9 protein-coding genes are annotated in these 13,507 nt (G+C 66.8%); 5 read left to right on the top strand and 4 right to left on the bottom strand.

Annotation, left to right across the window (positions count from 1 at the left end; translation table 11 throughout):
• Window positions 1–161 precede the first annotated feature (161 nt).
• From K6V06_RS13210 to K6V06_RS13200, 3 genes are all read left to right on the top strand, one after another.
• A complete protein-coding gene (locus K6V06_RS13210) occupies window positions 162–1,784 on the top strand; it encodes an ABC-F family ATPase (protein ID WP_222244070.1) in 1,623 nt (540 codons plus the stop codon).
• A 286-nt stretch (window positions 1,785–2,070) separates the two neighbouring features.
• The gene (locus K6V06_RS13205; RefSeq protein ID WP_222244068.1) at window positions 2,071–3,504 is read left to right on the top strand and encodes an aldehyde dehydrogenase family protein; all 1,434 of its coding nucleotides are present in this window, start codon (window positions 2,071–2,073) and stop codon (window positions 3,502–3,504) included.
• Between the two features lie 135 nt (window positions 3,505–3,639).
• Entirely contained in the window at window positions 3,640–6,090 is a 2,451-nt protein-coding gene (locus K6V06_RS13200; protein WP_222244066.1) for a penicillin acylase family protein, read from the top strand.
• A gap of 45 nt (window positions 6,091–6,135) precedes the next feature.
• Here K6V06_RS13200 and K6V06_RS13195 read toward each other — a convergent pair whose 3' ends face one another.
• On the bottom strand, window positions 6,136–6,378 hold the full coding sequence (locus tag K6V06_RS13195) for a DUF1289 domain-containing protein (protein ID WP_222244320.1): 243 nt from the start codon (window positions 6,376–6,378) through the stop codon (window positions 6,136–6,138).
• A gap of 239 nt (window positions 6,379–6,617) precedes the next feature.
• Between K6V06_RS13195 and K6V06_RS13190 the strand changes: the two genes are divergently transcribed.
• The gene (locus tag K6V06_RS13190) at window positions 6,618–7,076 is read left to right on the top strand and encodes a PaaI family thioesterase (RefSeq protein WP_222244064.1); all 459 of its coding nucleotides are present in this window, start codon (window positions 6,618–6,620) and stop codon (window positions 7,074–7,076) included.
• Between the two features lie 73 nt (window positions 7,077–7,149).
• On the opposite strand, the gene K6V06_RS13185 is transcribed toward K6V06_RS13190, so the two are convergent.
• The 3 genes from K6V06_RS13185 to prpB all read right to left on the bottom strand — a co-directional run bounded on the left by K6V06_RS13185 (window position 7,150) and on the right by prpB (window position 10,841).
• Window positions 7,150–8,601, bottom strand: a complete 1,452-nt coding sequence (locus K6V06_RS13185) for a bifunctional 2-methylcitrate dehydratase/aconitate hydratase (RefSeq protein ID WP_222244063.1) — start codon at window positions 8,599–8,601, stop codon at window positions 7,150–7,152.
• A gap of 104 nt (window positions 8,602–8,705) precedes the next feature.
• Window positions 8,706–9,866, bottom strand: coding sequence for a 2-methylcitrate synthase (prpC, locus tag K6V06_RS13180; protein WP_222244062.1), 1,161 nt, complete (start codon window positions 9,864–9,866; stop codon window positions 8,706–8,708).
• Window positions 9,867–9,929: 63 nt separating this feature from the next.
• Window positions 9,930–10,841 carry a methylisocitrate lyase gene (prpB, locus tag K6V06_RS13175; RefSeq protein ID WP_222244061.1) on the bottom strand — a complete coding sequence of 304 codons (912 nt, stop codon included), beginning with the start codon at window positions 10,839–10,841 and terminating at the stop codon, window positions 9,930–9,932.
• Between the two features lie 383 nt (window positions 10,842–11,224).
• Between prpB and prpR the strand changes: the two genes are divergently transcribed.
• A complete protein-coding gene (gene prpR / locus K6V06_RS13170) occupies window positions 11,225–13,156 on the top strand; it encodes a propionate catabolism operon regulatory protein PrpR (RefSeq protein WP_370637468.1) in 1,932 nt (643 codons plus the stop codon).
• Window positions 13,157–13,507 lie beyond the last annotated feature (351 nt).

Raw genomic sequence — 13,507 nt, 5'->3', positions numbered from 1 at the left:
GAGCGGCATGGCGCGCCGCCCGCGCTGCTTCCTGCGACATCGCAGGCAAGGAAGCAGCCATGGCGGTCCCGCGCAGCGGCGCCTGACGCGCCTGGCTTGACAACGACGCATCCTCGCCGCGCCCCGCGCGGCACCACCGCCATTCGACAAGGTTCTTCGACGTGCTATCTACCGCAAACATCACCATGCAGTTCGGCCCCAAGCCGCTGTTCGAGAATATCTCGGTCAAGTTCGGCGAGGGCAACCGCTACGGCCTGATCGGCGCGAACGGCTGCGGCAAGTCCACCTTCATGAAGATCCTGGGCGGCGACCTGGAGCCGTCGTCCGGCAACGTGATGCTGGAGCCCGGCGTGCGCCTGGGCAAGCTGCGCCAGGATCAGTTCGCCTATGAAGACATGCGCGTGCTGGACGTGGTGATGATGGGCCACGTCGAGATGTGGGCCGCGGCCCAGGAGCGCGACGCCATCTACGCGAACCTGGAAGCGACCGACGAGGACTACATGAAGGCCGCCGAGCTGGAGGCCAAGTATGCCGAGTACGACGGCTATACCGCGGAAGCGCGCGCCGGCGAACTGCTGCTGGGCGTCGGCATCCCGACCGACCAGCACCAGGGGCCGATGAGCGCCATCGCTCCCGGCTGGAAGCTGCGCGTGCTGCTGGCGCAGGCACTGTTCTCGAACCCGGACGTGCTGCTGCTGGACGAGCCGACCAACAACCTGGACATCAACACGATCCGCTGGCTGGAGACCGTGCTCAACGAGCGCAACTCCACCATGATCATCATTTCCCACGATCGCCACTTCCTGAACTCCGTCTGCACGCACATGGCGGACATGGACTACGGCACGCTGAAGGTCTACCCGGGCAACTACGACGACTACATGGAAGCGTCGATGCAGGCCCGCGAGCGTCAGCTGGCCGCCAACGCCCGTGCCAAGGAGCGGATTTCCGAGCTGCAGGACTTCGTGCGCCGCTTCTCGGCCAACAAGTCCAAGGCCCGCCAGGCGACCTCGCGCCTGAAGCAGATCGACAAGATCAAGGTCGAGGACTTCAAGCCGTCGTCGCGCCAGAATCCGTTCATCCGCTTCGAGTTCGAGAAGAAGCTGCACAACCTGGCCGTCACCGCCGATTCCATCAGCAAGACCTATGACCGCCGCATCCTGAACAACCTGACGCTGTCGATCCAGGCCGGCGAGCGGGTGGCCATCATCGGCGAGAACGGCGCCGGCAAGACCACGCTGCTGCGTTGCCTGCTGGACGGCGCGGTGCAGACCGGCGTGCAGCGCGGCATCGAGGTCGACCACGGCACGGTCAAGTGGGCGGAGAACGCCAACGTTGGCTACATGCCGCAGGACACCTACGAGGAGTTCACCGACGAGCGCGACCTGATGGACTGGATGAGCCAGTGGACGCAGGCCGGCGACGACGACCAGTCGCTGCGCGGCACGCTCGGCCGGCTGCTGTTCTCGGCCGACGACATCAAGAAGTCGGTCAAGGTGCTGTCCGGCGGCGAGAAGGGCCGGATGATCTGGGGCAAGCTGATGCTGGGCCGGCACAACGTGCTGGCGCTGGACGAGCCGACCAACCACATGGACATGGAGTCGATCGAGTCGCTGCAGATCGCGCTGGACAAGTTCACCGGCACGCTGATCTTCGTCTCGCATGACCGCGAGTTCGTCAGCGGCCTTGCCACCCGCATCATCGAGATCCGTACCGATGGCACGGTGACGGATTACCTGGGCACCTACGACGAGTATCTGCAGTCGCAGGGCATCGACGGGTAAGCGGTCCGGCGCGTTGCCCGACATCGACCCGCAGACCGCGGCACGCCAGCCAGGCGCGCCGCGGTTTTTTTTTCGCCATGCCCTCCCGGCCGGAGCGCCTGCGCAAGTCCGATTGCCCGCCGCCGCACCCTGGGCGCTGCCGCTGGCGAAAATCCCCGCGCATTCGGGCCTACAATAGGGACCGCAACAACAACACCGAAAACGGGCAATCAGCCACCGCAGCGGACCCGGAGATCGCAGCGAACCGGCCGCCAGCGGCAAAAAAACCGCTCACCGAGGAACCGCTATGCAACAACGAGACAAGCTGTTTATCAACGGCAAATGGATTGCGCCGCACGGCGCGGGTTCGATCGACGTCATCCAGTCGAGCACCGAAGCGGTGATGGGACGGATTCCAGAAGGCAGTCCGCGCGATGCCGAGGATGCCATCCAGGCGGCACGGGCCGCCTTCGATGGCTGGGCCGCGACGCCGCCAGCAGAGCGCGCGCAATACCTGCGCAAGATCGCCGACGGGCTGAAGGCGCGCACCGAGGAGCTGGCGCAACTGATCGCGACGGAAGTCGGCATGCCGATCAAGCTGGCGCGCGCCATCCAGGTAGGCGGGCCGGTGTTCAACTGGAACGAGACGGCCCGGCTGCTGGAGTCGTTTTCCTTCGAGGAGCGCGTGGGCAACTCCCTGGTGCTGCGCGAGCCAGTCGGGGTGGTCGGGGCCATCACGCCGTGGAACTACCCGCTGAACCAGATCACGCTGAAGGTCGCGCCCGCGCTCGCCGCCGGTTGCACGGTGGTTCTGAAGCCGTCCGAAGTGGCGCCGCTCAATGCCTTCGTGCTGGCCGAGGTGATCGAGGCCGCCGGCCTGCCTCCGGGCGTCTTCAACCTGGTCACCGGCTACGGGCCGGTGGTCGGCGAAGTGCTGGCCAGCCACCGGGAAGTGGACATGGTCTCCTTCACCGGCTCGACTCGTGCCGGCAAGCGTGTGGCGGAACTGGCCACCCAGACGGTCAAGCGCGTGGCGCTCGAGCTGGGCGGCAAGTCCGCCTCGGTGATCCTGGACGACGCCGATCTGCCGGCGGCGGTGAAGGGCACCATCAGCGCCTGCTTCCTCAACTCCGGGCAGACCTGCTCGGCGCATACCCGCATGCTGGTGCCGCGCTCGCGCTATGACGAGGTCAAGGAGATCGCGGCCAGGGTGGTGGCCGGCTTCACCGTCGGCGACCCTCTGCAGGAGGGCACCAAGCTCGGACCGCTGGTGTCGGCCGCGCAGAAGGACCGGGTCATGGGCTACATCCAGCGGGGGCTGAACGAAGGGGCGGAGCTGGTCGCGGGCGGGCCGGAAGCGCCGGATGGCCTGAGCAAGGGCTTCTATGTGCGGCCGACCGTGCTGGGCAACGTCGATCCGCGCGCGACGGTCGCGCAGGAAGAGATTTTCGGACCGGTGCTGTCGGTGATCTGCTACGACACCGAGGAAGACGCCATCCGCATCGCCAACGACAGCATCTACGGTCTGGGCGGCGGCGTCTGGTCAGGCGACGAGGCCCGCGCGCTGAAGGTGGCGCGGCGGATTCGCACCGGACAGATCGACATCAACGGCGGACCGTTCAACATGACGGCGCCGTTTGGCGGCTACAAGCAGTCCGGCACCGGGCGCGAGGGCGGCAAGTACGGGCTGGAGGAGTTCCTGGAGTACAAGTCGCTGCAGCTGAAGAAGCCGGCCGCCTGATCGCGCAATCCTTTGCGATCGCTTTCCGTGGCACGCCAGCGTGGGTGCCATGGTGCGTCGAATGCCCGGCTGGTCCGGGCATTTTCATGACAACAAACCGGGCGGCCACGGGATCGCGCCGGGAGGAGAAGACAGATGCGTTGGCTCAAGCGGCTTGCCTGGGTGGTGGTCATCAGCACCGGTGTCGCGCTGACCGCCGCGGTGGCGGCCTGGTTGTGGTACCGGCAGGCGTCCCGGCCCGTGGTCGACGGCGAGCTGACGGTGCAGGGTCCGCGCGCGCCGATCACCATCTCCCGCGATGCCAACGGCGTGCCCGACATTGGCGCGCAGGATCCGCTGGACGCCTATTTCGGCCTGGGCTTCGTCCACGCGCAGGACCGGCTGTGGCAGATGCAGATGAACAAGCGCATCGCCGCCGGACGGCTGGCCGAGGCGCTGGGACCGAAAGCGCTCGACACCGACCGTTTCCTGCGCACGCTGGGCGTGCGGCGCAACGCCGAGGCCATCCTTGCCAACAGCCCCCCCGAGGTGCGCGCGGCGCTGCAGGCCTACGCCGACGGCGTCAACGCCGGTATCGCGCAGCGTCGGGGACCGCTGCCGCCCGAGTTCCTGCTGCTCGGGCTGGAGCCGGAGCCGTGGGAACCGGTCGATACCCTGGCCTGGCAGACGATGATGGCCTGGGACCTGGGCGGCAACTGGACCCAGGAGGTACTGCGGATGCGGCTGGCGCAGACGCTGCCGCTGTCACGCATCAACGAGCTGCTGGCGCCGTATCCTGGCGAGGCGCCGCTGCGCACGCTGGACTACACGGAGCTGTACCGCCAGCTTGCCCCGCTTGCTACCGCGATGGCGCGGGTGGATGCGCTGGCGCCGTCCGGCTATGTCGAGGGCATGGGCTCGAACAACTGGGTAGTCTCGGGCGCGCACACCCGCTCCGGCAAGCCGATGCTGGCCAACGATCCGCACCTGGGTTTGCAGGCGCCGGCGCTGTGGTATTTCGCGCGGATGCATGCGCCGGGGCTGGATGCGACCGGCGCCACGCTGCCCGGCATGCCGCTGGTGGTGCTCGGGCATACGCCCCGCTTTGCCTGGGGCTTCACCAACACCGCGCCGGACGTGCAGGACCTGTTCATCGAGCGTCTGCGGCCGGGCAAGCCCGAGCAGTACCAGACCCCGCAGGGCTGGGCGGACTTCGCCGTGCGGCAGGAGGTGATCAAGGTCAAGGATGGGGACGACGTGACGCTGCGGGTGCGCGAATCGCGCCACGGCCCGGTGATCTCCGATGTGGCGGAGCCAGCCGCGGAAGCTGCCTCGCCGCTCGGGGCCCAATACGTGATCGCGTTCCAGTGGACCGCGCTGCAGCCGGACGACCGCACGCTGCAGGCGGGGCTGCGCTTGAACCGCGCCACCTGCTGGCAGGAAGTCCGCGAAGCGCTGCGCGACTTTCATGCGCCGCAGCAGAACATCGTCTATGCCGATGTCGACGGCAATATCGCCTTCATCGCGCCAGGGCGCGTCCCGTTGCGCGCGGCCGCCAACGATATCAAGGGGCTGGCGCCCGCGCCAGGTTGGGACGCCCGCTACGACTGGCAGGGGTTCATTCCCTTCGATCAACTGCCGCAGCAGGTCAATCCTCCCAGCGGCATGGTGGTGACGGCGAACCAGAAGATCGTCGGCGACGACTACCGCTACTTCCTGACCAGCGAATGGACCGTGCCGTATCGGCACGACCGGATTCGCACGCTGCTGGACGCGCGGCGCGACCACACCGCCGACACCTTCGCGGCGATCCAGAACGACGTGCTGTCGCTGGCCGTGCGCGATGCACTGCCGCTGTTGCTGGGCGCCCCGATCGCCAGCGACGCCAGCATCCCGGCGAGCGAGCGCGAACTGCTGGCCGCGCTCGCGAAGTGGGACGGCACCATGGCGCCGGAGCGGCCCGAGCCGCTGATCGTGACGGCATGGCTGCGTGAGCTGTCGCGGCTGCTGTTCGAGGACAAGGTCGGCGAGGGCGTGTTCCTGCGCATGTGGGAGCAGCGCAATGTCCAGCAACCGATGTTGAACGTGCTGCGCAGCCCGCGCCAGCTTGGCGGCTTCTGGTGCGACGACAGCCGCACGGCGCTGCCGGAGGACTGCAACGGCGCCATCGCGACTGCGTGGCGCCGCGCCTATGCCGATCTGCAGCGCCGCTATGGCGACGATCCGCAGCGCTGGCGCTGGGGACAGGCGCATGCCGCGCGCTCCGAGCATCGGCCCTTCGGCAAGGTGCCGTCGCTGGCCGGCTTCTTCAACGTGCGGGTGCCGACCGGTGGAGATACCTATACCGTCAATGTCGGCCGCCACAACCTGCGCGACGAGGCCGCGCCTTTCGAAAGCGTGCACGCGGCGAGCCTGCGGGCCATCTACGACCTCGCCGATCCCGCGGCGGCGCGCTTCATCGCCTCGACCGGGCAGTCGGGCAACGTCATGTCGCCGCACTATCGCGATTGGGCGCAGCGCTGGGCCGAGGGCAAGTATGTGACGGTGCCGCAGGGCGGCGGGGCGGGCGGCACGCTGATTCTGCGCCCGGGTCCGGCGGCGCAGTAAGGGAGAGGATCGATCGAGAGAGCGGTTCCTGCAGCGCGCGGCGGCTCATCTCCTGTGAAATCGCCGGGCGGTCCCTTCCCGGGTAATGCGCTCCCAGACCGCCTGTTTTTCCTCGCCAGACAGGAACACCCAGTTGCTGACCTCGTAGGCAGTGCGGCCGCAGCCCTGGCAGACCTCGTCGAACAGCGTCGAGCAGATGCCGATGCACGGGCTGTCGGGCCGGTCGAACAGGTTCGTGTCCTGGCCGGCGGCGCTATCCGGGTTTGCCGGCGCGGATGCGGCGGGCACATCGCCGCCGGTCCGGGATTCGGTGTGCAGGTCGTCCGGTCCCGATGCTGGGCCAGCGGTGGAGGAGGGCGGTAGCGTCATCGTGGCAAGGCAGTGAGGGCACGATTATACGGGCGCTGCCGGATGCTGCCGCTCCGCCAGTTGTCCCGGCCATTACGTCTTCGGTAATTGGGGGGCGCCGCCGACCCGGGTAGGCTCGCCATCATTCACCAGATCGCACCTAGCAAGGAGACAGACCGATGTTTTCGACCTCAGCAGTGCAGACCGATGCCCAGCCTGTGCCGGAGCGCCTGCGCGCCCTGATCGAGGCAATCCTGATGCAATCTCCTGTCGCGCGCTCGCTGGGCGTCATGCTCGACAGCCTCGCGCCGGAGCACGTCGAGTTGCGGCTGCCGTTCAACGCCAACAACGTCACCATGGGCAATACCGTCCATGGCGGCGTGATCGCGACCCTGATCGATATCGCCGGTGCGGCCGCTGCCGCCTCCGGTGCCGACGTGGACGAACTGAAGGGCGGGGCGACCAGTTCGCTGTCGATCCAGTATCTGGCTCCCGCTCAGGGGGCCGATCTCCGTGCGGTCGCGGCCGTGCTCAGGCGGGGACGCCGGCAGGTGGTGACCGAAGTGACGGTCTACGCCGAGTCCGACGATAGCGGCACGGTGGTGGCAAAGGCGCTGATGAGCAGCGCCTTGTTCTAAAACGCAATTAACCGCCAGTTGACTTTTCAACCACTGAAAAACGGGACGGGCGCATGCGCCCGTCCCCTCGGCGTCAGATCACGTACAGATCGACGTATTCGTGCACCGGCATCGCTTCCAGCGCGGCCTGGTCCAGCGACACGTCGAGGATCGCCTGCTGCTGCTTGGCCGGGAAACGGCGAGCCAGGTTGGTCTTGAACTTCTGCACCAGCAGCGGAATACCGTCGTCACGGCGGCGCTTGTGTCCGATCGGGTATTCGACCACCACCTCGGGCAGCACAGTGCCATCGTTCAGTTCGACGGTCAGCGCATTGGCGATCGAGCGTTTTTCCGGGTCGTGATAGTCGGCGGTGAACTGCGGGTCCTCGACGCAGACGATCTTCTCGCGCAGCGCATCGATGCGCGGATCTTCCGCGACCTTGTCCTCGTAGTCCTCGGCGGTCAGGCGGCCGTACAGCAGCGGCACCGCCACCATGTACTGGATGCAGTGGTCGCGGTCCGCCGGATTGGCCAGCGGCCCCTTCTTGTCGATGATGCGGATGCAGGCCTCATGGGTACGGATCGTGACCCGCTTGATGTCCGCCGCGGTGCGCCGGGCCCCGGCCAGCTGGTCATGCAGCTGCATCGCGGCTTCGACCGCGGTCTGCGAATGGAACTCGGCAGGGAAGGAGATCTTGAACAGCACGTTCTCCATCACATAGGAGCCATAGGGCCGCTGGAAGCGGAACGGCTTGCCGTCGAACAGCACGTCGTAGAAGCCCCAGGTCTTGGTGCTCAGCACCGAGGGGTAGCCCATCTCGCCGGTCTTGGCGATCAGCGCCAGCCGCACGGCCCGGCTGGTGGCGTCGCCCGCAGCCCAGCTCTTGCGGCTGCCGGTATTGGGGGCATGGCGATAGGTGCGCAGGCTCTGGCCATCGACCCACGCCAGCGATACCGCATTGATGATCTCGTCGCGCGAGAGGCCCAGCATTTGCGCCACCACCGCGGTCGACGCCACCTTGACCAGCACGACGTGATCGAGGCCGACCTTGTTGAACGAGTTCTCCAGCGCGATGCAGCCCTGGATCTCGTGCGCCTTGATCATCGCGGTCAGCACGTCCTTCATCACCAGCGGCTTGCGGCCGGCGGCGACATTGTTGCGCGACAGCCAGTCGGCCGTGGCAAGAATGCCGCCGAGGTTGTCGGACGGGTGGCCCCATTCCGCTGCCAGCCAGGTATCGTTGAAATCCAGCCAGCGGATCATCGCGCCGATATTGAATGCCGCCTGCACCGGATCGAGCTGGAACTGCGTGCCGGGCACCTTGGCGCCGTTCGGCACGACCGTGCCCGGCACGATCGGTCCCATCAGCTTGGTACAGGCCGGGTAGGACAGCGCTTCGAGGCCGCAGCCGAGCGTGTCGATCAGGCAGTTGCGCGCCGTATCGTAGGCCAGCGGACTCTTGATCTGGTACTTCGTCACGTAGTCGACGATATCGACCAGCACCTGATCGGGTTCGGGACGGATGTTGGAAATGGCTTGGCTCATGAAAGGTCTGCTGTAAAGATGCCGCCGGGCGCGTACCCGGCGGCGGGGAAACGAAAGCACGAGAGGACAGCGCAAGGGCTCGCCACAAGGGTCGCCCGAGGCGATCAGCTGCGATCCTGGATCGGCACGAAGGGCAGGTTCTCCGGGCCGACATAGTTCGCGCTCGGCCGGATGATCTTGTTGTCGATGCGCTGCTCGATGATGTGTGCGGCCCAGCCCGACGTGCGCGAGATGACGAACAGCGGCGTGAACATCGCGGTTGGCACGCCCATCATGTGATAGCTGACGGCGCTGTACCAGTCCAGGTTCGGGAACATCTTCTTGATGTCCCACATCGTCGTCTCGAGACGCTCGGCGATGTCGAACATCTTCATCGAACCGGCGTCCTGCGACAGCCGGCGGGCGACCTCCTTGATCACCTGGTTGCGCGGGTCGCCGGTGGTGTAGACCGGATGACCGAAGCCGATCACCACTTCCTTGTTCTCCACGCGGCGCGTGATGTCGGCCTGCGCTTCGTCGGGCGAGTCGTAGCGCTTCTGGATCTCGAAGGCGACTTCGTTGGCGCCGCCGTGCTTGGGACCGCGCAGCGCGCCAATGGCGCCGCAGACCGCCGAATACATGTCCGAACCGGTGCCGGCGACCACGCGCGCCGCGAAGGTCGAGGCATTGAACTCGTGCTCGGCGTACAGGTTCAGCGAGGTGTGCATCGCGCGCTCCCACAGTGCGCTCGGTGCCCGGCCATGCAGCAGGTGCAGGAAATGCCCGCCGATCGAATCGTCGTCCGTCTCGACCTCGATGCGCCTGCCGTTGTGGCTGTAGTGATACCAGTACAGCAGCATCGAGCCGAGCGATGCCATCAGCCGGTCGGCGATATCCCGTGCGCCAGGCGCGTTATGGTCGTCCTTCTCGGGCAGCACGGTGCCCAGCACCGAGACGCCGGTGCGCATGACATCCATCGGGTGGGCGGAGGCCGGCACCCATTCCAGCGCCGCCTTCACGTTGGCCGGCAGGCCGCGCAGCGCGCGCAGCTTGGCCTTGTAGGCGTCCAGCTCGGCTTGCGTCGGCAGCTTGCCGTGCACCAGCAGATGCGCGATCTCCTCGAACTGGCAGGTCTCCGCGACATCGAGGATGTCGTAGCCGCGGTAGTGCAGGTCGTTGCCGCTACGGCCGACCGTGCACAGCGCGGTATTGCCTGCCGGCACGCCCGACAGCGCCACGGACTTCTTGGGCTTCGGCGCAGCAGGCGCCTGGGTGTTCTCTGACATGTTGTCTCCTTGTCGCACGCTTTTCCATCAGGTGGCGACCCGGCGAGCCGGGCTGCCCGACTGCTATGCCTTTGTCCTGGCTTGCGCGAACAGCGCATCCAGTTTTTGTTCGTATGCATGGTAGCCGATGCTGTCATAAAGCTCGGCACGAGTCTGCATGGTGTCCACCACGTTCTGCTGGGTGCCGTCGCGCCGGATCGCGGCATAGACGTTCTCCGCCGCCTTGTTCATCGCGCGGAAGGCCGACAGCGGATACAGGATCATGCCGACCCCGGCGCCCGCCAGTTCGTCGCGAGTAAACAGCGGCGTCGCGCCGAACTCGGTGATGTTGGCGAGGATGGGTACCTTGACCGCTTCGGCGAAGCGCCGGTACATCGCCAGGTCGGTCATCGCCTCGGGGAAGATCGCGTCGGCGCCGGCCTCGACGCACGCCACCGCGCGTTCGATGGCCTTGTCCAGCCCTTCGACCGCCAGCGCATCGGTGCGGGCCATGATGACGAAGTTCGCATCGGTGCGAGCGTCGACCGCGGCCTTGATCCGGTCGACCATCTCGTCCTGCGAGACGATCTCCTTGTTGGGCCGGTGGCCGCAGCGCTTGGCGCCCACCTGGTCCTCGATATGCATGGCGGCGGCGCCGAACTTGATCAGCGAGCGCGTGGTCCTGGCCACGTTGAAGGCCGACGCGCCAAAGCCGGTATCGACGTCGACCAGCAGCGGCACATCGCAGACGTCGGTGATGCGGCGAATGTCCGTCAGCACGTCGTCGAGATTCGAGATGCCGAGGTCAGGCAGGCCGAGCGAGCCCGCGGCGACGCCGCCACCGGACAGGTAGATCGCTCGGTAACCGGCGCGCCTGGCCAGCAGGGCATGGTTCGCGTTGATGGTGCCGACGATCTGCAACGGCTGCTCGTCCTGCAGCGCCTGTCGAAAGCGGGCGCCAGCGGAGCGGGCAAGATCGTTCTCGGTGTAGCTCATGAATGTCTCCGTGGGGCGGTCGTGGTCGACGCATTGGCGCAATCGCTGTGCCAGCGGTTCGCGGCGGCGTCCGCTCATGGCGCGGAGCGCTGCTTTCCTGCAAAAACAGCGGGTTACGGCGTCGCGGCAGTAAAAGGCGCGGCGGATTCCGTCGGAAATGAATTTCACACCGGAAATGCATTTCAATCTTGAAATGGATCGCGCACGGGACCAGAATGGGGGCCTGTCTCTGCTGCGAGTGCTCCATGTCCAGTTCCTTGCCGATTGCGCCGCTTCGCCACGCCCCAGATACCGGACCCGTTGCGCAGGCGGGAGCGGCTCCCGTCGGCGGTACTGCGACGGGAAGCTCGCTGGATGGCGACGCGCGTCCGCGCATCTGGGCGATCGGCATCAGCCGGCTGTCCCGCGCGTTTTCCGACCTGATTCCGCCGTTGTCGGACCGCGCGGACTTCCGCATCGTCGGCAAGGGATATGAGGCGGCAGCCCGGGCGATTGCGCGAGAAGTGGGAGAAGGGCGGCTTGATGCGGTGGTGGCCGCCGGCTCGAACGGCGCCTACCTGCGCCAGCACGTACAGGTACCGGTGGTGCTGGTCAAGGTGACCGGCTTTGACGTGATGAGTGCGCTGGCCACTGCCCGGCGCATCTCCCCGCGGGTCGCGCTGGTCACCCATGCCGCCACCTATCCCGAGGTGGACGAGTTCATTCGCGCCTTCGGTCTGCCGGTGCCGACCTTCCTGTACCAGACCGCGGACGATGCGGCGGAGCGGGTCAGGACGCTGAGGGAGGAGGGCATCCGCGCCGTGGTCGGCCCCGGGCTGGTAACGGAACTCGCGGAGCAGCATGGCCTGGCGGGCGTCTTTCTATATTCCGGCAATTCGGTGCGGGTGGCGCTGGAAGACGCCATCGAGGCAGCGCGCCTGCAGCGCGTGGAGTCCGGCCGGCGTCAGTATGTCAACGCGATCGTGGCCCACCTCAATGAAGGGATTGCGGCGGTGGACGGCCAAGGGCGCATCCAGTCGTATAACCCGGCGATGGAGCGCTACCTTGGCGTGCCGGCATCGCAGGCCGTCGGCCGGATGCTCGACGAACTCGCCGGCGACCTGTCGCTGAGCGACGTGTTGCGCTCTGGCCGCGAGGAGCGCGAGGCCATCCACAAGATCGGCGGGCGCATGGTGGTCGTCAATCGTATTCCAATCGTCACCGAAAGCGGGCCGGCGGGCGCGGTGCTGACGGTGCAGGACGCCAGTGCGATCCAGCGCGTGGATCGCCGGCTGCGCTCGCGGGGCCGAGGCCGCAATCCCGCCGTGCGGTATTCCCTGGACGACCTTGCCGGAGAGTCGCCGCCGATGCAGCGTCTTCGTGCGCTGGCGCGCCGCTATGCCGCGGTCGACTCCACCGTGCTGGTCACCGGGGAAAGCGGAACCGGCAAGGAAGTGCTGGCGCAGGGCTTGCACGAAGCCAGTCCGCGCAGGGGCGGTCCCTTCGTCGCGGTCAATTGCGCCGCATTCCCGGAAGCGCTGCTCGAGAGCGAGCTGTTCGGCTACGAGGAGGGAGCCTTCACCGGTGCGCGACGCGGGGGCAAGGCCGGGTTGATCGAGTCGGCCCACAACGGCACGCTGTTCCTGGACGAGATCGGCGACATGCCGGCAGCCCTGCAGACCCGGCTGCTGCGGGTGTTGCAGGAGAAGCAGGTGCTGCCGATCGGCGCGATCGATGCCGTGCCGGTCAATGTCCGCGTCGTTGCGGCTACCCATCGAGACCTGGCGGCGCTCGTGCGCGAGGGCGCTTTCCGCGAGGATCTCTATTACCGCCTGAACATCCTGCGCATCGCCATGCCGCCGTTGCGCGAACGCGCCGAGGATCTGCCTGCGCTGGCGGAGCTGCTGTACCGGCGGGCACAGCGGCGCCTGGGCATCGAGCCGGCCGAGCCGCTGCCGCCCGCGCTGGTAGCGCGGCTGCAGGGCTATCGCTGGCCCGGAAATATTCGGGAGCTGGAGAACGTCACGGAGCGAGTCGCCGTGCTGCTTGCCGGGAGGCGGGCGGGCGAGGACCGCGACGTGCCGGAGGAGGAACTGCGCGTTGGCGTGCCGGAGCTTTTTCCCAGTGAACCGCTGGCAATGGGGCGAAAAGGCGGAAAAGGCCAGTTGGAAGACGCCGCTGCCCGCCCCCAATTGCTGTCCCAGGTGGCGCGCGCATCCCAGGCGGAACATATCCGCCAGGTACTGGACCAATGCGGAGGGGACCGCGTGACCGCCTGCCAATTGCTGGGGATCAGTCCGACGACGCTGTGGCGCCGGCTGAGAGAGAGCACCTAGGTGATGAGGGCCAGCGACCCTTGGTTCACATTCGTGGCGCGCCCACAAAAAGATGACAGGGGTATTGCGTTTCCCGTTTGGCTCCCTTAATATTCGCCCCCTCGCTGCTGAACACGCAGCGGGGTCAGCGGAAAGGGAGGCGCAAAGCGGCTCCTGCAGGTGTGCAGAAGAAGGACCGCACCTGCCGCGCAACGAGCGATGCTCTGAAAAAAGTTGCGCGAAATGGTTGACGAGAAGCGAAAACGTCTGCATAATCTCATTTCTCTGCTGCTGACGCAGCAACGCAAGACGGCAGGCAGCACGACGTGCTGCGCGGCTCGAAGCGACAGGCTCTTTAACAACACGAACAAC

The organism is Cupriavidus sp. AU9028, from assembly GCF_019795295.1.
Classification (GTDB): domain Bacteria; phylum Pseudomonadota; class Gammaproteobacteria; order Burkholderiales; family Burkholderiaceae; genus Cupriavidus.
The sequence above is the reverse complement of the archived record's forward strand: the minus strand, read 5'-3'. Positions and strand labels throughout refer to the sequence as shown.

Coding starts and splice junctions, on each gene's coding strand:
- K6V06_RS13205 (WP_222244068.1), top strand. CDS start 2,071: ATGCAACAACGAGACAAGCTGTTTATCAACGGCAAATGGATTGCGCCG.
- K6V06_RS13200 (WP_222244066.1), top strand. CDS start 3,640: ATGCGTTGGCTCAAGCGGCTTGCCTGGGTGGTGGTCATCAGCACCGGT.
- K6V06_RS13190 (WP_222244064.1), top strand. CDS start 6,618: ATGTTTTCGACCTCAGCAGTGCAGACCGATGCCCAGCCTGTGCCGGAG.
- K6V06_RS13185 (WP_222244063.1), bottom strand. CDS start 8,601: ATGAGCCAAGCCATTTCCAACATCCGTCCCGAACCCGATCAGGTGCTG.
- prpC (WP_222244062.1), bottom strand. CDS start 9,866: ATGTCAGAGAACACCCAGGCGCCTGCTGCGCCGAAGCCCAAGAAGTCC.
- prpB (WP_222244061.1), bottom strand. CDS start 10,841: ATGAGCTACACCGAGAACGATCTTGCCCGCTCCGCTGGCGCCCGCTTT.